This window comes from Synechococcus sp. MU1617, assembly GCF_020514235.1.
GTDB lineage: Bacteria > Cyanobacteriota > Cyanobacteriia > PCC-6307 > Cyanobiaceae > Parasynechococcus.
The window spans coordinates 304,216-322,733 of sequence record NZ_VTLB01000001.1; the positions used below are offsets into that span (position 1 = coordinate 304,216).

21 protein-coding genes and 1 tRNA gene are annotated in these 18,518 nt (G+C 61.3%); 11 read left to right on the plus strand and 11 right to left on the minus strand.

Annotated elements, in window-relative coordinates; all coding sequences use genetic code 11:
- Positions 1-86 precede the first annotated feature (86 nt).
- From FZZ90_RS01685 to FZZ90_RS01715, 7 genes are all read left to right on the plus strand, one after another.
- Positions 87-1,850: an ABC transporter ATP-binding protein gene (locus FZZ90_RS01685; RefSeq protein ID WP_226424048.1), complete on the plus strand. Its 1,764-nt coding sequence runs from the start codon at positions 87-89 to the stop codon at positions 1,848-1,850.
- 67 nt (positions 1,851-1,917) lie between these two features.
- Positions 1,918-2,181 carry a hypothetical protein gene (locus tag FZZ90_RS01690; RefSeq protein ID WP_226424049.1) on the plus strand — a complete coding sequence of 88 codons (264 nt, stop codon included), beginning with the start codon at positions 1,918-1,920 and terminating at the stop codon, positions 2,179-2,181.
- A 77-nt stretch (positions 2,182-2,258) separates the two neighbouring features.
- The gene (locus FZZ90_RS01695) at positions 2,259-2,438 is read left to right on the plus strand and encodes a hypothetical protein (protein WP_226424050.1); all 180 of its coding nucleotides are present in this window, start codon (positions 2,259-2,261) and stop codon (positions 2,436-2,438) included.
- Between the two features lie 256 nt (positions 2,439-2,694).
- Positions 2,695-3,408, plus strand: a complete 714-nt coding sequence (gene msrA, locus FZZ90_RS01700; protein ID WP_226424051.1) for a peptide-methionine (S)-S-oxide reductase MsrA — start codon at positions 2,695-2,697, stop codon at positions 3,406-3,408.
- A 34-nt stretch (positions 3,409-3,442) separates the two neighbouring features.
- Positions 3,443-3,607, plus strand: a complete 165-nt coding sequence (locus tag FZZ90_RS01705) for a hypothetical protein (RefSeq protein ID WP_226424052.1) — start codon at positions 3,443-3,445, stop codon at positions 3,605-3,607.
- Positions 3,608-3,674: 67 nt separating this feature from the next.
- A complete protein-coding gene (locus FZZ90_RS01710) occupies positions 3,675-4,010 on the plus strand; it encodes a hypothetical protein (RefSeq protein ID WP_226424053.1) in 336 nt (111 codons plus the stop codon).
- Between the two features lie 14 nt (positions 4,011-4,024).
- Positions 4,025-4,098 (plus strand) — tRNA-Pro (locus FZZ90_RS01715).
- Between the two features lie 81 nt (positions 4,099-4,179).
- Here FZZ90_RS01715 and FZZ90_RS01720 read toward each other — a convergent pair.
- From FZZ90_RS01720 to FZZ90_RS01740, 5 genes are all read right to left on the minus strand, one after another.
- Positions 4,180-4,815: a Crp/Fnr family transcriptional regulator gene (locus FZZ90_RS01720; RefSeq protein ID WP_226424054.1), complete on the minus strand. Its 636-nt coding sequence runs from the start codon at positions 4,813-4,815 to the stop codon at positions 4,180-4,182.
- 180 nt (positions 4,816-4,995) lie between these two features.
- Complete coding sequence (pstS, locus tag FZZ90_RS01725) at positions 4,996-5,913, minus strand: phosphate ABC transporter substrate-binding protein PstS (protein WP_226424055.1); 918 nt, start codon at positions 5,911-5,913, stop codon at positions 4,996-4,998.
- 234 nt (positions 5,914-6,147) lie between these two features.
- Positions 6,148-7,128, minus strand: a complete 981-nt coding sequence (gene pstS, locus FZZ90_RS01730) for a phosphate ABC transporter substrate-binding protein PstS (RefSeq protein WP_226424056.1) — start codon at positions 7,126-7,128, stop codon at positions 6,148-6,150.
- A 15-nt stretch (positions 7,129-7,143) separates the two neighbouring features.
- Complete coding sequence (locus FZZ90_RS01735) at positions 7,144-7,437, minus strand: hypothetical protein (RefSeq protein WP_226424057.1); 294 nt, start codon at positions 7,435-7,437, stop codon at positions 7,144-7,146.
- 79 nt (positions 7,438-7,516) lie between these two features.
- The gene (locus FZZ90_RS01740; protein WP_226424058.1) at positions 7,517-8,359 is read right to left on the minus strand and encodes a 3'-5' exonuclease; all 843 of its coding nucleotides are present in this window, start codon (positions 8,357-8,359) and stop codon (positions 7,517-7,519) included.
- A gap of 85 nt (positions 8,360-8,444) precedes the next feature.
- On the opposite strand from FZZ90_RS01740, the gene FZZ90_RS01745 reads away from it, so the two are divergent.
- Together FZZ90_RS01745 and FZZ90_RS01750 are read left to right on the plus strand one after the other, a co-directional pair.
- Positions 8,445-8,900 (plus strand): peroxiredoxin, encoded by a 456-nt coding sequence (locus tag FZZ90_RS01745; RefSeq protein ID WP_226424059.1) that lies wholly within the window; start codon positions 8,445-8,447, stop codon positions 8,898-8,900.
- Between the two features lie 2 nt (positions 8,901-8,902).
- The gene (locus tag FZZ90_RS01750) at positions 8,903-9,631 is read left to right on the plus strand and encodes a DUF1350 family protein (RefSeq protein WP_226424060.1); all 729 of its coding nucleotides are present in this window, start codon (positions 8,903-8,905) and stop codon (positions 9,629-9,631) included.
- Here FZZ90_RS01750 and acs read toward each other — a convergent pair.
- Positions 9,621-11,594, minus strand: coding sequence for an acetate--CoA ligase (acs, locus tag FZZ90_RS01755; protein ID WP_226424061.1), 1,974 nt, complete (start codon positions 11,592-11,594; stop codon positions 9,621-9,623). The two genes, FZZ90_RS01750 and acs, sit on opposite strands and share 11 nt — an antisense overlap.
- A 129-nt stretch (positions 11,595-11,723) precedes the next feature.
- Here acs and FZZ90_RS01760 point away from each other — a divergent pair, with 129 nt between their 5' ends.
- Complete coding sequence (locus FZZ90_RS01760) at positions 11,724-12,374, plus strand: HAD family phosphatase (protein ID WP_226424062.1); 651 nt, start codon at positions 11,724-11,726, stop codon at positions 12,372-12,374.
- Between the two features lie 9 nt (positions 12,375-12,383).
- Here the strand turns inward: FZZ90_RS01760 and sds are convergent, their stop codons facing one another.
- The 5 genes from sds to FZZ90_RS01785 are packed head-to-tail and all read right to left on the minus strand — an operon-like array spanning position 12,384 to position 16,874.
- Positions 12,384-13,355, minus strand: coding sequence for a solanesyl diphosphate synthase (gene sds, locus FZZ90_RS01765; RefSeq protein ID WP_226424063.1), 972 nt, complete (start codon positions 13,353-13,355; stop codon positions 12,384-12,386).
- Positions 13,356-13,392: 37 nt separating this feature from the next.
- Positions 13,393-14,190 (minus strand): glutamate racemase, encoded by a 798-nt coding sequence (gene murI / locus FZZ90_RS01770; protein WP_226424064.1) that lies wholly within the window; start codon positions 14,188-14,190, stop codon positions 13,393-13,395.
- Positions 14,187-15,281, minus strand: coding sequence for an N-acetylmuramoyl-L-alanine amidase (locus tag FZZ90_RS01775; RefSeq protein ID WP_226424065.1), 1,095 nt, complete (start codon positions 15,279-15,281; stop codon positions 14,187-14,189). Before FZZ90_RS01775 ends, murI begins: the two co-directional genes overlap by 4 nt.
- A gap of 5 nt (positions 15,282-15,286) precedes the next feature.
- Positions 15,287-16,108, minus strand: a complete 822-nt coding sequence (locus FZZ90_RS01780; RefSeq protein WP_226424066.1) for a carbon-nitrogen hydrolase family protein — start codon at positions 16,106-16,108, stop codon at positions 15,287-15,289.
- Positions 16,109-16,142: 34 nt separating this feature from the next.
- Positions 16,143-16,874, minus strand: a complete 732-nt coding sequence (locus tag FZZ90_RS01785; RefSeq protein ID WP_226424432.1) for a 2-phosphosulfolactate phosphatase family protein — start codon at positions 16,872-16,874, stop codon at positions 16,143-16,145.
- A 63-nt stretch (positions 16,875-16,937) separates the two neighbouring features.
- Here FZZ90_RS01785 and FZZ90_RS01790 point away from each other — a divergent pair, with 63 nt between their 5' ends.
- Entirely contained in the window at positions 16,938-18,500 is a 1,563-nt protein-coding gene (locus FZZ90_RS01790; RefSeq protein WP_226424067.1) for a UbiD family decarboxylase, read from the plus strand.
- Positions 18,501-18,518: the final 18 nt, after the last annotated feature.

Here is an 18,518-nt window from a genome sequence, read left to right on the forward strand (position 1 = left end):
CCCACTATCCCTCAGATCAACGGCGAACGACCAGCCGTTGAAGCCGGATGCCTAGGTTGGCCTGCCAACGGGACCAACGAGCTCGCATGGCCGCCCTTCGTCTCGACCTGATCGGCCGCTATCTGCGTCCCCACCGCCGCACGGTGCTGCTGGGCGCCATTGCCTTGGTGTTGGTGAACGTTTTGCGGGTCACGATCCCGTGGGAAGTGCGCAGCGTTGTGGACGAGCTGCAGGAGGGATTCAGTTACGCCGGAGTCCTGCGCCAGGCGGGATGGGTTGTGCTGCTCGCGAGCACCATGGGCGTGATCCGGCTGACCTCGCGCCAACTCATCTTTGGGGTGGGTCGGCAGGTGGAAGTGGATCTGCGTCAGCGCCTGTTCGAGCAGATGCTCCGCCAGGAACCCGATTGGATTCAGAGCAAGGGCAGCGGTGAAGTAATCAGTCGCGCCACCAGCGATGTGGAAAACATCAGGCGCCTGCTCGGATTCGCGATTCTCAGCCTGACCAACACCCTGCTGGCCTATGCACTGACGCTGCCCGCGATGTTGGCCATCGATCCGTGGCTGACCCTGGCCGCCGTCGGGCTCTACCCCGTGATGCTCAGCACAGTGCGCCTGTTCGGTGGGCGCATGATGCGTCAAAAGCGCACGCAGCAGGAAGAACTCTCCGCCCTAAGCAACTTGATTCAGGAGGATCTCTCGGGGATCGGGGCCATCAAGATCTACGGCCAAGAGGGTGCGGAACAGGAGGCCTTCGCCACACGCAACCGCCGCTATCGCGACAGCGCCATTCGGCTGGCGAGAACACAAAGCACCCTGTTCCCGCTGCTTCAGGGCATCTCCTCCCTCTCTGTTCTTTTGCTGTTGGCCATCGGCAGCGGGCAACTCGAAGCCGGTCGTCTGAGCATTGGAGGACTGGTGGCCCTGATTCTTTATGTGGAGCAGCTCGTCTTTCCCACGGCATTGCTGGGATTCACGCTCAACACCTTCCAGACAGGCCAGGTGAGCCTCGAGCGGGTGGAGGAATTACTCAAACGGGAACCAGAGATCAAAGACCCTGATCCCTCTGATGTGAAGCCCCATCCAACGAGCGAACGCCAGGGGCGTTTTGAAGCCCGCGGCCTGACTGTCCAATACCAAGGTGCTGAGCAGAACACCCTGAATGGCCTGCAGTTCTGCATCGAGCCAGGAGAGTTGGTGGCTGTTGTGGGGGCCGTGGGCTGCGGCAAGACCACCCTGGCTCGAGCGTTCGGTCGCATGGTTCCACTGAACCCCGGACAACTGTTCCTGGATGGCGTGGATGTCACCCAGATGCCCCTGAAGGCCTTGCGCCGTGACGTGGCGATCGTTCCCCAGGAGGGCTTTCTGTTCACCAGCACCCTGGCGGACAACCTCCGCTATGGCGACCCTGAAGCCAGTGATCAGCGGGTTGAGTTGGCGGCAGAGCAAGCCCGCCTGGCTGATGACGTGAAGGGCTTTCCCGATGGCTTCGGAACCATCGTTGGGGAACGCGGAATCACGTTGAGTGGTGGTCAACGTCAACGCACAGCCCTCGGCCGGGCTCTGCTGATGTCGGCTCCGGTGTTGATCCTCGACGACGCCTTGGCCAGCGTCGATAACAACACGGCAGCGGCGATTTTGGATTCGATCCGAGCTCAGGATGATCGGACCATCGTGATGATCAGCCATCAACTTTCAGCTGCAGCAGCCTGTGATCGCATCCTGGTGATGGAGAACGGACGCATCGTTCAACAGGGACACCACAACGCTTTGATCCAACAGCCGGGTGTGTACAAACGTCTTTGGGAGCGTCAGCAGGCATCGCAACAACTGGATGCGTTGGCTTCCTGAAGAATCTCAGGGTGGTTTCTGACAACTCCAACGTCCGTGGCTTAGCTGTGAATACATCTCCTTGCCTATGACCAGCGGATCCCCCTTTGCGGTGCGCTGCACGCTCACCTTTGGCGATATTTACGGACAGGTGCTGGCCTGGATGGCCGTCATTTTTGTCAGTCTGGCTGCGGGGCTTGCCCTAATGGGCTCCTCGCGTCCGATTTTTGCGCTCGTGGGAGTGGGGCTGATTTTGGTGCTCAGCCTGCCGTTTCTGCTCTTCGCCTTCGTCACAACACTGCTGAATCACATCCAGCTCAACCCGGTTGAGGGTGAAGCCAAAGCCTCCTAAGCAACCACGGCAACAGGAAGCGAAGGCATATCACCACGTCCGAAACGGCTGCCCCGAGACCTAGGGAGCGGGATTACTTGCTGATTGAAATTCGAATGAAGGAGGTTCCGCAGGACAAGACCACAGTTCCTTCATCGGCCATCACCAGAAGCTCATTACGCCGTGTACAGCGATTGACAACAGATATTTCTGACGCAGGTGCGATGCCTGATTCACCAGAATCACTAGCCATCAATCAATCGCTTTCAATGGGTTGATCCAGCAAATACGTCTTGCTTTCTGATCATGTGCCAGCCATCAGCAAGATTCAGGTTGAAAGCTGCTGACAAAAGAATCAACACCTTTCCGCAGAACATTGTTCAAATAAGAACCACTTTTAGATACAACCTTGATTCGTTCCTTTTCATCCCTTACTTGGAGGAGCAATCGCTGAAAATTCACTGATTGCCCTCGAGGAGGCAGCATCACTCCGTTGAACCAACTTCCTAAGCTTTCCGGAACCACTTAATCAACATGCTTCCTTCCTGGCTGTCTCCCCGCGGCGACGCCGAACCATCTGCACCGGCAACGCACGCTGTGTTGGGAACACCGCTGATGGCCCCGCTGATGGCCGACCAGGAAGAAGCAATCTTTGCCTGTGGATGCTTCTGGGGCGCTGAGAAAGGGTTTTGGCGACTACCAGGGGTGGTAAGCACTGCCGTGGGCTACGCGGGCGGCCAAATCGAGCAACCGACCTACAACCAGGTCTGCTCCGGCAGAACCGGGCACACGGAAGTGGTGCGCGTGGTGTGGAGCCGCCCCGCTCTGGACTTCAGCGACCTGCTGAAACTGTTCTGGGAGTGCCACGACCCCACCCAGGGCAACCGGCAGGGCAATGACACCGGCAGCCAATACCGATCAGCCATCTACACGTTCAATCCGGAGCATCTGCAACTGGCCCTGGCCAGCCGGGACGCCTATCAAGCTGCCCTCTCAGCCAAGGGCTATGGCGCCATCACAACCGAAATCCTTGCGGATCAAACCTTCTATTTCGCCGAGGACTATCACCAGCAGTACCTCGCCAAACCGGGCAGCCGCCCCTACTGCTCTGCGATGCCAACACAGACGCTGCTTGGGGAATTCGAAGGATCGAACTACAAGCTCCCCAAGCAGGTCTGGGATAAGTACGACTGGTCTATCAGCCACTGCGTGCTTCGATCCGACAACAGCCCAATCTCTCTAAGCTGATTCGGCCAGGATGGGGATGATCCCTACCCATGTCATGCCTGAGCCGTTGTCTGATCGACAGGTGATCCTGGCCATCGCCCTCACCTTGATTTTGGTTCTGGGACTGATCCTCGGCAGTGTGTCCCGCAACCGAGAGCAACAGGCTCCGATGCTTTGGCGGGAAACACCCCAACCCAAAGCAACACCATTGGCAATCTGACCACCAGCCCACAGGCACGCGTCCTCTTGGTGCGATCGTGGGTGGAGAAGGACTCCTCCGTTCTGCAGTGAGTGAACGGCCTGATCCATCCGAGCAGCGACAACTGCATCCTCTGCCGAGGGGGCTGGTGGAGCTCTATGGCTTGATCGCTGTTCTGGTGGTGCTCATCCCCGAATGGTTGGCGGATGGAACCCTGAATCTGGGCCAAGCCAAAGGCCCTGCTTCGCTCCCGATGCGCTCCAGAGCCTGGCGCACCCTTCCTGAACTGCGCTTAGCGGCGATGACCCTGGCCGAGCTTCGTCAGGCTGCTGCAGAACTGCGGATGTACCACTACGGATCCGCAACGCGAAACCAACTCACCATTCGGTTGCTCAGGCGACTCAGACGCCGGGATGCACTGTGATAACTTAAATCTGACGGGGCGTGGCGCAGCTTGGTAGCGCACCACTTTGGGGTAGTGGGGGTCGTGGGTTCAAATCCCGCCGCTCCGATTCAACCGTCTTGTTTCCCCACCTGAAGATCAACACTTCAGGGTTTGAGCCGGCAATTACGCCGGCTCTTTTTTTGTGCATTCAGCGGCGGCCGGTGCCGGTGACCACAAGATGCCTGGAGGCATCAATTTGAAGCCAGCCTTCATCCCGCAGCTGACCCAACACGCGGGTCACGGTCACCCTTGTGGTGCTTAGGGCGCTGGCGATCTCCTGATGGGTCAAGCGAAGGTTGAGGCGAAGACCAGCATCACAGGGTTCGCCAAAGTCCTTGGCGAGCAGCTCCAGGAAACCCCTGACCCGTTCTTCAACGCGCCGCAGCCCCAGCAAAGCCAGGAGCGACTCCGCCTGGCGGTAGCGTGCTGCCATGGCCTTGGCCAAGCCGAGCGCCAACTGAGGAGACTGCTCAAGCTCCGCCAAATTGCAGCAGAGCAGATCGCAATCGGTGAGCGCTACAGCCTCGTAGGCCTCCACGTTGGTGAATGCCGCACCAAAGGGTTCATTGGGCCCCACAAGGCCAAGCACCAGTTCATCGCCATGCACCGACAGCGCCCCCAGCTTCACCATGCCGCGAACCACAAACCAAACGCTGTTCTTCAGAAGAGGAACAAAACTTCCCGAGGTGACATGAACAACATTTCGATTGTCGTAGCTGCTTTCAAGAAACGCCTTAAAACCCAGAGCTGTTGAACTCAGGTCAGCGGACGGAGTGGCAAGCATTTGGAATTCCATGAACCCAAGAAAACTGTATTGAGGACAACATCGATTCCCAACAAAGAGCTGGGAGAGATTGGGTTAAGAAGGCTCTAACATTGATCTCAATTCCAATTATTCAGCGCACAAAAAAGGGCCCCGAGGGACCCTTTGATTTTTGGTTTTTAAAACCAATTCAAGCCAAAATCACTTGCCGATCTTGTTCACAGCAGCCTTGGACTTGGCCAGGATGTCGCCCTTGAGGGGAACGAAGCCCAGGGAAGGAGCTTTGTTCTGAGCAGCGTCGCTCAACATGTAGTTGAAGGCGTCCTGCACCACCTTGGCGTTGTCACCGTTGCCTGTTTTGTAGGCCAGAACCCAGGTGAGGGTTGCGATGGGGTAGGCACCCTTGGCGGTGGGGTTGGGGTTCTTGCCAGCCAGATCCTTGTCCAGGCTGATGCCGTTGAGGGCCTTGGCACCTGCAGCCACGGAGGGCTTGAGGAACTCACCGGACTTGTTCTGGAGAGCGGCGGCCACCACCTTGCCTTTGATGTACGACTGGTTCACGTAACCAATTGCGCCTTCGCGGTTCTGGATCAGGCCAGCCACACCAGAGTTGCCTTTCGCACCAACGCCAGCAGGCCACTTGACGGACTTGCCGGTGCCGAGGGTCCAGGTCTTGGAGAAAGCCTCCATGGAGTTGGTGAAGGCCTTGGTGGTACCCGAGCCATCAGAGCGGTGCACCCAGGTGAGGGTGCCAGGCTTACAGCCGAGCTCCTTCCAGTTCTTGATCATGCCCATGGCAACCTTCACGGCCTGCTCCTGGGTGAGCTTCAGGTTGCAGCCGGGCTTGTTGTAACCGAAGGCGATGGTGCCACCCACCATGGGGATCTGAACCACGCCGCGGCCAACCTTGGCCATGTCCTTCTTCTTCATCGGATCATCCGATGCACCGAAGTTCACGGTCTGGTCAATGAAGGCTTTACGGCCGGAACCGGAACCCACGGCCTGATAGTTCACCTGAGGTCCGCCAGCCTTGGCCAGGTCAGCGAACCAACGCTGATAGATCTTGGCTGGGAAAGACGCCCCTGCGCCGTTGAGCCGTTCAGCGGCAGAAGCCGACATGCTGGCCCCGAGGGCCAAAACGGAGGAAAGGAGGAGAGCCTTTTGAGCGAAACGAGTCACAACCAGAAAGAAGAGGACTGTTGCAACCAAGACCTAATCGGCCATCGAGCGGGATGTCGTTAATGGAGCATTAACAAGGGTTAAAGACGGCCAAACGGCACGTAAAAACATCAAAAAACCCCGGTTTGGCCATCCAAACCGGGGCATGACGTTCACCAAATCAAGGGTTCGCATTCAGGGCTGAATGCCTGCCACGGCACTGCGGGATTTTTCGAGGATGCTGCCCCGGAGAGGCACAAAGCCCAGGGCCGCAGCACCCTCCTGGGTGGAATCCTCCAGCATGTAGTTGAAGACATCTCGAACGGCTTCAGCTTTGGTGCCATTGCCCTCGGCATAGGCCAACACCCAGGTGAGCGTTGCGATGGGGTAGGCACCAGCGGCCGACGGGTTGGGGTTGCTGCCAGCCAGATCCTGATCAAGCTCAATGCCGTTCAGAGCTTTGGCACCAGCTTCCACGGAGGGTTTGAGGAATTCACCGGATTTGTTCTGCACCGCAGCAGCCTGCACATTCCCTTTGATGTACGACTGATTCACGTAGCCGATTGCGCCAACCCGGTTATCGATCACCCCGGCCACCCCGGAATTGCCCTTGGCACCAACACCCACCGGCCATTTGACCGATTTTCCGCTGCCGAGGGTCCAATCCGGTGAAAAGGTCTGCAGCGAATTGGTGAAGGCCTTGGTGGTGCCGGATCCATCCGAGCGATGCACCCAGGTGATCGTGCCCGCGTCACAACCAAGCTCTTTCCAATCACTGATGCGGCCAGTGGCCACCCCCACAGCCTGCTGCTGGGTGAGCTGAAGCTCGCACCCAGGCTTGTTGTATCCGAAGGCAATGGTTCCCCCCACCATGGGGATCTGGACCAACCCTCGGCTCACCTGCTTGCGGTCAGCCTCCTTGATCGGGTCGTCCGAAGCGGCGAAATCCACAGTGCCATCAATGAAGGCTTTGCGGCCGGAACCGGAACCCACTGCCTGGTAGTTCACCTTGATTCCGCCGGAGCCGGCCAGATCGGCGAACCAGCTCTGGTACACCTTGGCGGGGAAGGAGGCTCCCGCCGCATTGAGGCTGGACACACTGGGACTTCCACCACAGGCAGCAAGGCCAACAGCGAGGACGCTCAGGCTTGAAACAACCAGGGAACGATGTACCAAAACCGTCTGTGTGAATTACTCCATCTTCCCGCGTCGTGGATCCAGGCTCAGGCAGGAAGTTGGCACAACAGTGAGCCTCGTTGCCACCGAGTAACACCGCAACCAGCGGTTCACCCGTTTGCGGTGGTGAGCTGGAACCTCCCCAATCAACTGGCTGAGTTCATCAGCCCCCATACGTCGCAGAGCGCGCACGTCCACATGCCAGAGCGCTTCGGCTTCACGAATCAACCGTGCCCAGGTGCGCACCTGCTGCCACTGGCGTAAGCGGGAGCGAATCGGCCGTTGATAGGGATGCAGAAAAGCCGTCATGACTTCAGCGTGCTGCTTTCAGCGGCGCTCTCTGCAAAATCACCCAGACGCTTCGGAGTGCTGAAGCAAATGCGCAGTCTCAGGCGCTGAGGCGATCGGCCTCAAGCTCAACGGGGGCGACAGGAAAATCAAGTTCCGCCACCTCGCGATCGCTCAAACGACGGGTCCAAGCCCCCTTGATCGGATCGTTCCAACGAAAACCCGCTGCTTTGGCCAGATGGCGTTCTTCGAATGACACCCGGGCACGCATCAACTGGCGCGGTTCCAGGCCCCGCTCCAACAGCTGCTCAAGGTCGTCACAACGTGCGAACACCTCAGCGATGTAAATGCAATCGCTGAGGGCGCGGTGGGCCGCCCAGACTGGGACGCTGTAGGCCAAGGCCAGGTCCCGCACCGACGGCCGCGAACGCAGTTGACGCTCCGCCGGCCAGCGGATGTCGTCCATGGTGCAAAGCCAGGGTGTTGTGGTAGCCGGCACAACACCAAGACCGAACCACTGGCGATCAAAGGCCGCGTTATGGGCCACCAGCAGATCGGCAGCATCCAGCAGATGTTCGAACCACACCAACGCCTCCTTCCAGGGCTGGGGTCGGCGGGTGACAGCGGCGGGGATCCGGTTGATCGCCTCTGCCGCGTTGGAGTCCACCGGCAGGAGAAACGATTGCTGGGCCAGCACCGAACGACTCGGCACATCAAACAAAATGCAGCCCACCTCAAGGCACTGGTCCTGCTGCGGATCCAAACCCGAGGTTTCGGTGTCGATGATCAGCAGAGTGGTCGGGGTGGCCTCTGGCACGTCCTCTGGCTGATCAGCCTTGGCCTCAGGTTCAACGGCTGGCGGAGAAGGCAATGACGTTGGGGCTGTTTGGATCTCCGCCTGAGGTCTTGAAAACCCAGCAAGTAAATCGAGCTGTTCAGGCATGGCGCAGTGACTCCTCCCACTCCTGATTCTCCCGCCCCGGGCAAGGTGCCTACTGCCTAGGGTTCAACCTCTTCATTTCGATCGAATGGCCCTCGGGATCGGCGACCGGCTCCCCTCCTTCAGCCTGGAGGATCAAAACGGTGACCTTCGCACTCCCGCCTCGGTGCAGGGCCGCTGGCTCGTGCTGTTCTTCTATCCCAAGGACGACACGCCCGGGTGCACGGCTGAAGCCTGCAGCTTCCGCGACAACGCTGAGAGCTTTGCGGCTCTCGATGCAGAGGTTTGGGGCATCAGCGGTGATGACGCCGTAAGCCACCGCCGTTTCGCCACCCGCCACAACCTCTCGTTTCCTCTGCTGTGCGACCGCAATAACGCCCTGCGCCGCGAGATGGGTGTACCCAAAGCCCTTGGTCTGCTGCCCGGTCGCGTCACCTACATCGTTGACGGGGAGGGAGTGATCCGTCACACCTTCAGCAACCTCTTGGATGGTCCGGCCCACGTGCGTGAAGCACAGCAGGTGCTGAATCAGCTGCGCGGTTGAACATGGCCAACTGGCGTCAGCTGGGTGCGATCTGGCAGCTGCGGCCGGCCGAACCCACGGGATTGATCGAATTCATCGGCGGCAGCTATCTGGCGGCAACACCCCAGATCAGCTATCGCAGGCTGCTGGAAGACCTAGCGGCGGACGGGTTGGCCGTGCATGCCTGGGCCTATGTGCCTGGGTTCGATCATCAACGCCAGGCCCGTGATGCCTGGAGTGCCTTCCGCTCAGCGCGTCGCCAACTTGAGGAGCGCTGCGGGGCCCTTTCAGCTCCTCTGCGGCTTGGCCACAGCCTGGGATGCAAGCTTCACCTGCTGGCCCCCGATGGGGGTCGCAGCAGCAGGGCCCTGGTGGCCCTGAGCTTCAACAACTTCAACGCCGACCGTTCGATTCCCCTGCTAGGCGAACTGGCACCCCGGCTCGGGGTGGAAACCGAGTTCAGCCCCAGTCCAGCCGAAACACTTCGCTTGATCAGCCGCCACTACCAACAGGAGCGAAATCTGGTGGTGCGATTCGGGCGCGATGAGCTGGATCAAAGCGGTGATCTGATCCAGGCCCTGCGAGAACGTGCCTCCGACGCCAGCTCAACTCTGGAACTGCCCGGCGATCACCTCACGCCGGCAAGTGCAGGGCTGCGGCGCAGCTTTCTCGGAGACTGGGCGGATGACCCCAAGCGGGTGGCGGTCATCCGTCAGCTGAGCCGAACCATCGGCGAGGCGATCAGGCCCTGAGGCGATCCAGAACGGAACGGTCCTCCAGGGTGCTGGTGTCGCCACTCACCTCTTGACCCGCCGCCAAAGCCCGCAGGATCCGGCGCATGATCTTGCCGCTGCGGGTCTTGGGCAGGGCATCACTGCAACGGATCTCATCCGGCCGGGCGATCGGACCGATCTCCTTTCCGACGTGGATCCGCAACTCCTTCACCAGGGCGTCATCGCCCTCGCGGCCCGCCTCCAGGGTGACGAAGGCAACGATGCCTTCGCCCTTGAGATCGTCAGGACGACCCACGACGGCCGCCTCCGCCACCGCGGGGTGACTGACCAAAGCTGATTCGATCTCCATCGTGCCGAGACGGTGGCCCGAGACATTGATCACGTCATCGACGCGACCCATGACCCAGAAGTAGCCATCAGCATCCCGCCGGGCACCATCCCCCGCAAAATAGAGGTAGGAACCATCGGCAGGCCGGATGTGCTCCCAATAGCTTTCGCGGAAGCGTTGGGGGTTGCCATGCACGGTGCGCATCATTCCGGGCCAAGGGGCACGCACCGCCAGGTACCCGCCTTCATCGGCACCACAGCTGTTTCCTTCCGCATCGATGATGTCGGCCTGGATGCCAGGCAGGGGCAGTGTGGCGGAGCCGGGCTTGGTGGGCGTTGCACCCGGCAGGGGGCTGATCATCACTCCACCGGTTTCGGTCTGCCACCAGGTGTCGACGATTGGGCAGCGGTTGCCTCCAATCACGTCTCGATACCACATCCAGGCCTCCGGATTGATCGGTTCGCCAACGGTGCCAAGCAGGCGGAGGCTGCTCATATCGAACTGATCCGGAACAGACCGGCCGCTCTTCATGAACGCCCGAATAGCGGTAGGAGCCGTATAGAAGATCGTTATGCCGTGCTTCTGAATCAACTCCCAGAAGGCACCGGGCTTGGACGGCCGCGGTGCACCCTCGTACATCACCGTCGTTGCGCCGTTCGATAAGGGGCCGTAGACGATGTAGCTGTGGCCGGTGATCCAACCCACATCCGCTGTACACCAGAAGACATCCTCATCCCGAATGTCGAAGATCCACTGGAAGGTGAGATGGGCCCAGAGGTTGTAACCGGCGGTGGTGTGTACCACGCCCTTGGGTTTGCCGGTGGAGCCGGAGGTGTAGAGAACGAAAAGGCGGTCCTCGCTGGCCATCGGCTCAGCGGGGCAGTCGGCACTCTGACCCTCCACCAGGTCATGCCACCACTGATCACGACCGGCAACCATCTCCACGTCCTGCTTGGTGCGCTGCACCACAAGCACACCGGTCACCGAGGGGCAGGCGCCATTGGCCAGCGCCGCATCCACCGCGGGTTTGAGTGACACCGGCTTGTCCTTGCGGAAGCCGCCATCAGCGGTGATCACCGCTTTCACTTCGCCGTCATTGAGACGATCCCTCAGGGCTTCTGCGGAAAAGCCACCGAACACCACCGAATGGGGAGCACCAATGCGCGCGCAAGCGAGCATTGCGATCGCCGCCTCAGGCACCATCGGCATGTAAAGCGCCACAAGGTCACCCTTGCCGATGCCCATGGCCTTGAGGCCATTGGCGGCTTTGCAGACCTCGGCATGCAGTTCCTGGTAGGTGAACCGGCGCACATCCCCCGGCTCTCCTTCCCAGATCAACGCCGTTTTCTGCGCCGTTGGCCCATCGAGATGACGGTCCAGGCAGTTGTAGGAGAGGTTCGTCGTGCCGCCCTCAAACCAGCGCGCAAAAGGAGGATTCGACCAATCGAGCACGGTATGGAAGGGCTCGAACCAATGCAGTTCTCGGCGGGCGGCTTCACCCCAGAACGCATCAGGATCATTGTTGGCGGCATCGGCCATGGCCCGGTAGGCCTCGAGGCTGCCGATGCGAGCTTTGGCGGAAGTGTCTGCTGGCGGCTCGAACACCCGCTGCTCCTGCAGCACGCTTTCGATGGTGGTGTTGGCGTCGGTCACAGCAGACTGCGCAGTGCATCTCCTCGAAGGGTAAGGAGCAGGACACCGGTTGATCCAGCTCCCGTATCAATCCGTCGGACGATGATGCAGTCGATGCGAAAGGATTGAGCTGGGCATCGCCGTTCCGGGATGAAACTGCCACCTGCCGCTTGCCTGTTCGATCTGGATGGGCTTCTGCTCGACACCGAGCCGCTGCATGGCCGGGGCTGGTGGGAAGCCGCAGCCCACTTCGGCACCCAGCTGAGCGAGGTCCAGTTGATGCAGCTGAAAGGCCGTCGCCGGCTCGACTGTGCGGCCCAGGTGAATGCATGGCTGGCCGAACCGGTGGGCTCAGATGCCTTGTTGGCGGTGCAGCAACCGATTGTTCGTGCCCTGCTCCCGGATGCTGCCCCGATGCCCGCAGCGCAGGAGCTGGTGGCGCATTGCCACAACCGGGGCATCCCCATGGCACTGGTCACCAGCAGCAGCCGCGACGCCGTTGAATTCAAAGCAGCCCCCCATCCCTGGCTCGAGCAGATCCATGAACGGGTTTACGGCGACGATCCCGACCTTGACGCGGGCAAACCCGACCCCGCGCCCTTTCGGCTTGCCGCAGAGCGCCTGGGGGTTCACCCCAAAGACTGCTGGGCCCTGGAGGATTCTCAGGCCGGCAGCCAATCAGCCCATGCCGCCGGTTGTCAGGTCTGGCTGGTGAGCCCCAAGGGCTCAGACCAACCCGACATCGACGCGAACCCCTGCGGAATCAACAGCCTGGCTGTTGTGTTGAGCCTGTTGTCTTGAAGTTCCAGCTCAGTACAGACGGCTGAGGACAAAGTCCGGCAGTTCCATCAAGGCGCGTTGCGCCGCGGACTCCGGCAGCCAGGCGATCGATTCACGGGATTCGCGGGCAAAGGTTTCTGCCAGCTCACGGGTGCGTTCAATCGCCTTGGAAGCCCGAACCATCTCCAGCGCCTTGTCTAGGTCACCGGGCTCAGAGAACTGGCGATCAATCAACGGCTGCAGCGATGGATGCTCCTCGAGGGCATAGAACGTGGGTGCAGTGAGATAGCCACTGGCGAGATCACTGGCTGCAGGCTTGCCGAGCTGCTGATCGTTGCCAGTGAAATCGAGGATGTCGTCCACCACCTGGAAGGCCAGGCCCAACTGGCGGCCGAATTGATAGAGGCTGTCGAGCTGAGACGGCGAGCAACCGGTGAGAACACCCGCGGCTCGGCAACTGTTGGCAATCAGTGATGCCGTCTTGCAGTAGCTCTTTTCGAGGTAGGTCTCAAAAGTTTGGGCTGTGTCGAAGCGGTAAAGGCCCTGCTTCACCTCCCCATCCGCGAGATCCATGATCACGCGGCTGAGGAGCTTCACCACATCGAGGTCATCGAGGTTGGCGAGGTGCCAGCTGGCCTGTGCGAAAAGGAAGTCGCCGGCAAGAACCGCAACGCGGGCATCAAAACGGCTGTGAACCGTGTCCACACCACGCCGGGTCGAAGCCTCATCCACCACATCGTCGTGAACGAGCGAGGCGGTATGGATCATTTCCGTGATCTCAGCCAATCGGCGATGGCGCGGCGAAAGATCTCCCTTCTCCGAAAGGGCGCGCGACAGGAGCAAAACGATGCCCGGGCGCAAACGCTTGCCGCCGGCGCTGAACAGATGTTCCGCAGCAGCCTGGAGGATGGGGTGACCTGCGCCAATCAGGCTGCGCAGGTCTCCGAGCAAGGTTTCAAGGTCTGTCTCTACCGGTTGGAGTAGCTCGGTAACGGTGCTCATGACTCCCCTCGGCGCCGCGATCCTAGTGGCCCCACGCTCAGTCCTGCAGCAGCTGAAGGCTGACGGCAGGCCGCTGGCCCAGCCAGGGGGTGGCGCGCATCGCGAAGCCATCGGGGTCAGCGGTGACGCAGAAGCGGCAGCTCTCCAAGGAAAACGGCCTTGGAGTCGGCGAAATCCGCGTCGGTGGCCCCAAAACGGCATCCAGTTGACGAGCCACACCGATTGCCGGGTCAATGATCTGGACCGATTCCGGCAGCAGCTGACGCAACAGGGGCACCACCAGCGGGTAATGGGTGCAACCCAGCACGATCGAGTCAACTGAAGCCGCCAGCAAGGGTTCGAGATAGGCCTGGGCTGCACGGCGCAAGTCTTCGCTGTTCATCTCGCCGGCTTCGATCAGGGGAACAAAAGCAGGACAGGCCTGCTCAATCACCACCGACCCTGGATGAAGTGCTTCGATGCTGGCCCGGTAGGCCGAGGAGGCCACGGTGGCTGGTGTGGCCAACACACCAACACGGCGCGTTTCAACCATTGCCGCGGCGGCGCCGATCAGTCCGATGACCGGCACCCCGGCCTGCCCCTCGGCCACATCCCTTGCCAAGGCATTGGTGGTGTTGCAGGCCATCACCACCGTGGACACCTGTTGGCCGCGCAACCAACCCACCACTTCAGCGGCGATGCGCCGGATGTCATCCGGTTGACGATTGCCGTATGGAACCCGGGCCGTATCGCCGAGGTAAACGCAAGGGACAGACCCATGGCGTTCGAGCACCCGGCGCAGAACCGTCAAGCCACCAAGTCCGCTGTCGAAGAACCCCAGCAGTTGCTGCGTCATCGCACCTCCTGCTTGAGGTAGTTGAGAATGCCGGCCGCCAGGGCCAAGGCCAACCGGCGGCGATGGTCGGCATTGGCCAGTCGCGGCGCGTCAATCGCCCCAGTAACAAATCCCATCTCCACCAGGGCCGAAGGCATGGTGCTGCGCCGGATCACGAAGAAGCGACCGCGTCTAACGCCGCGATTCGGTGTTCCGGATGACACGTTCATCATCTGCTGCTGCAGATAGGAAGCCAGGCGTCCAGAACGGGGGTCTGAAAAGAAGAAAGTCTCGATCCCGTTCACATCCGGACGATTCATGCTCAGGGCATTGGCATGGATGCTCACGAAAGCAGTGGCCCCGCTGCGATTCGCCAGGGACACCCGCGGCGGCAAGTCCACATCCACTTCACGCGTGCGGGTCAAGCGCACATCCACGCCCCTCGCCCTCAGCAGGTCGGCCACTTGCAGCGACACATCCAAAACCACGTCGGTCTCGCGCAGACCACCAATGCCGATAGCCCCCGGATCTGGACCGCCATGACCGGGGTCAATCACGATGCGGTAGCGGTTGCGGGCCACCGTGGGCAGCCCGGAAGGGTCGACCGGCGTGCGGGTGGGACGGAATCCACCCGGTGGGAGCCAGGCCGTGGCACGACCGGTCAGATCGCCTTCGCCGAAATCATCCAAGCCGCGGGTGGGCAGGCCGGTGAACACAAGTTCCCAGCGATCCGGCGCGGTTCCACGCAGGCGCAGATCGTTGGGATTGAGATCCACATCAGGGCGGAATTCCACCACCAGACGGGTGGCACCCGCGCGGGGCTTACCCAGCCGGATCTCACGGACGGCACCGCGTCCGGCCAAGCGCCGCGGGAATCTCAGCTCACCAGGAATATCAATCCAGACCCTGGTGCCGCGACCATCGCTGGCGGCCTGAAAAAACGCCTCCAATCGAGCGTTCCGGCTCGTGCGCAGCTTGAGAACTCCCGCCTCGGTGAAGGCCCAGGCGGCCAAGGCACTGGCGGCTCGGGCAGGCAACGCCTGGGTGAAAGCTGTGCACTGCAGGGCCGCGGCCAGAAGCCAGGCCAGCCGTCGGGACGACGCCGGAGCCATGGCGCTCAGAACAGAGCGGGTTGGCGGTGCCGAAGGCTCGGCATCTGACCCCGAACATGACCGAGGTGATTGGTGTTCACCGGAGCAATGGCTGCTCCTGCCTGCACACCCGCATCAGCGAGGACTGTTCCCCAGGGATCAATCACCAGGGCGTGTCCATGGCTCTGACGCCGACCGTGATGGACACCTGTCTGCGCCGGAGCCAGCACGTAGGCCGTGTTCTCAATGGCCCTGGCCTGCAGAAGCACCTGCCAGTGGTCTTTGCCGGTGAAGGCTGTGAATGCCGCAGGAATCATCAACAGGTCTGCGCCGGCACCGACGAGATGGCGATAGAGCTCAGGAAACCGCACGTCGTAGCAAATGGACAGCCCCACCTTGCAGAGACCAGGAATCTCAACGACCGGAGGCAAATCCCTGCCTGGGTTCACTGTCGCTGACTCGCGATAAGTGTTGCCGTCCGGCAGGTCGACATCAAAGAGATGAATCTTGTCGTAACGGCCCAGGAGCATGCCGTCACGGTCGACGAGCTCAGCGCGGTTGAGGGTTCGCGATCCATCACCCACCGGCACAGGAAAGCCACCACCAAGCAGCGCCACCTGGTAACGACGCGCCATAGTCACCAGGAAGCGGCTGCTCTGCTCAGCCAGGTCGGGGGCCAGCTCAAGGCGCCGGGAGTCCTCACCCATAAAGGCGAAATTTTCGGGCAGACCAATCAGTTCTGCCCCCCGGCGGGCAGCCAGATCGATCTGCTCTTCAGCCGCATTGAAGTTGAGCTCCGGGTCCTGACCGCTCGTCAGCTGGACAGCCGCCGCCAGGAAGTCGCTCACATGCACTGATCAGATGAAGTGATTTTAATGAGGGTCAGGCCGCCCGAAGCACCCCGGGCTCGACCTGTGTCGGAACGACACTGAGCTGGTCGAGGCCAGCACAGCAGCGGAAATCCGCGTCGTGATCGCCCAGGCGAATCAACCGCTGCCCATGGGTCGCCTTGCGAAGACACGCCTCTGGATCGGATTGCCACTGACGCCAGAGGGAAACGGCTGCAGTGAGTTCGTCATTGGCGGCGCTGCTCCCGGTGGGATCCAGCTCCAGCAACCGATGGCCCAAGGCTCCAGCGGCCAGTGAATCCTCCAGGGAATAGGCCCCCTCCCATCCGCTGCCAACAATCGCCACATGGCTGGGTTGTTTCGCCAGCAAACGCTGAGCCACGGCATCGCGGTTCGGCAACGCCGCCGTCAACAGCAGGGGAACTTCGCGCACACGATCAAGAGCACGGGTGCCATTGGTGGTGCTCATAAACAGACGCTTGCCAGCCACCCGCTCCGGATTCACGGCAACAGGTGAGTTGCCCAGGTCAAAGCCCTCGAGCATCTGGCCACCGCGCTCGCCCAGCAGCAGACGCGCATCGGCAGGCCACGCCGCTGCCGCACTGCGCAGATCGTCGAGGCTGGCGAAGGCCTGCACCGCCTCAGCACCGTTGTGCAACGCCCAGGCAATGGTGGTGGTGGCCCGCAGCACATCAATCACCACCGCCGCATCGGGGCGTAGGTCCTGCGGCATCTCTGCCGGCACATGGAAGTAGGAGATCTGCATGGCCACGCTGTACACCGGCGTGCGACACAGTACCGAGACCGCTTGCGCCGAGACCGTCATCCCATGGCCCTGTTCCAATCCGGTCCGGCCACACGAGATCTGCGGGGCTTCCTCAAGCTCCTCGAGGAGCGCGGCCAGCTGCGACGGATCACGGCGCCGGTGGACCCCGACCTCGAGCTGGCGGCCATTGCCGACCGGGTGCTGAGTCAGGGAGGGCCTGCCCTGCTGTTCGAGAACGTGATCGGCTCGTCCATGCCGGTGGCCGTCAACACCCTCGGCACTGTGGAACGGGTGGTGTGGAGCATGGGCCTCGAACGGGCCGAGCAGCTGGAGGAGCTGGGATCACGTCTGGCCCTGCTTCAGCAACCCAGACCACCCAAGGGGCTGGAGGAAACCAAACAATTCGCCCGCGTCTTCTGGGACCTGGTCAAAGCCAAGCCCGACCGAGACCTCACACCCCCCTGCCGGCAGCAGGTGTTCCGCGGCAATGAGGTCGATCTCGACAACATCCCATTGATTCGGCCTTGGCCCGGTGATGCCGGAGGCGTGATCACTCTTGGGCTGGTGATCACCAAAGACCCAGAAACCGGCGTCCCCAACGTGGGCGTCTACCGGCTTCAAAAGCAGTCGGTGAACACGATGACCGTCCACTGGTTGAGCGTGCGCGGCGGCGCCCGCCACCTGCGCAAGGCCGCCGCCATGGGAAAGAAGCTGGAGGTGGCGGTGGCCATCGGCGTGCACCCGCTGCTGGTGATGGCCGCCGCCACACCGATCCCGGTGCAGCTCAGCGAATGGCTGTTCGCAGGCATCTATGCCGGAGAAGGGGTGCGTCTGGCCCCCTGCAAAACCATCGACCTGCAGGTGCCCAGCCACAGCGAAGTGGTGCTGGAAGGAACGATCACCCCAGGGGAAGTGCTGCCGGATGGCCCCTTCGGAGATCACATGGGCTTCTACGGCGGTGTGGAGGACTCACCTCTGGTGCGGTTCCACTGCATGACCCAACGGCGGGATCCGGTGTTTCTCACCACCTTCAGCGGCCGTCCTCCCAAGGAAGAAGCGATGCTTGCCATCGCTCTGAACCGGATCTACACACCGATCCTGCGGCAGCAGATTCCGGAGATCACCGATTTCTTCCTGCCGATGGAAGCCCTCAGCTACAAGCTGGCGGTGATTTCGATTGACAAGGCCTATCCGGGGCAGGCGAAGCGTGCTGCCATGGCCTTCTGGAGTGCCTTGCCGCAATTCACTTACACCAAATTCGTGGTGGTGGTGGACAGTCACATCAACGTGCGCGATCCGCGCCAGGTGGTCTGGGCCATCGCGGCCCAGGTGGATCCCCAGCGCGACCTGTTCACCCTGGAGAACACCCCCTTCGACACCCTGGACTTCGCCAGCGAGCAGTTGGGCCTTGGGGGACGACTGGCCATCGATGCCACCACCAAGGTGGGACCGGAAAAAAATCACGAATGGGGTGAACCCCTCAGCCGTCCGGCGGATCTGGAACAACGGGTCAGCGACCGCTGGGCCGAGCTGGGGCTGGAAGATCTCGGCAACGACGACCCCGACCCCAGCCTGTTCGGCTATGCCCTCGACCGCCTGATTCAGGGCCTGAAGACCGGCCAATAGGATCAGCCCAACGACGTT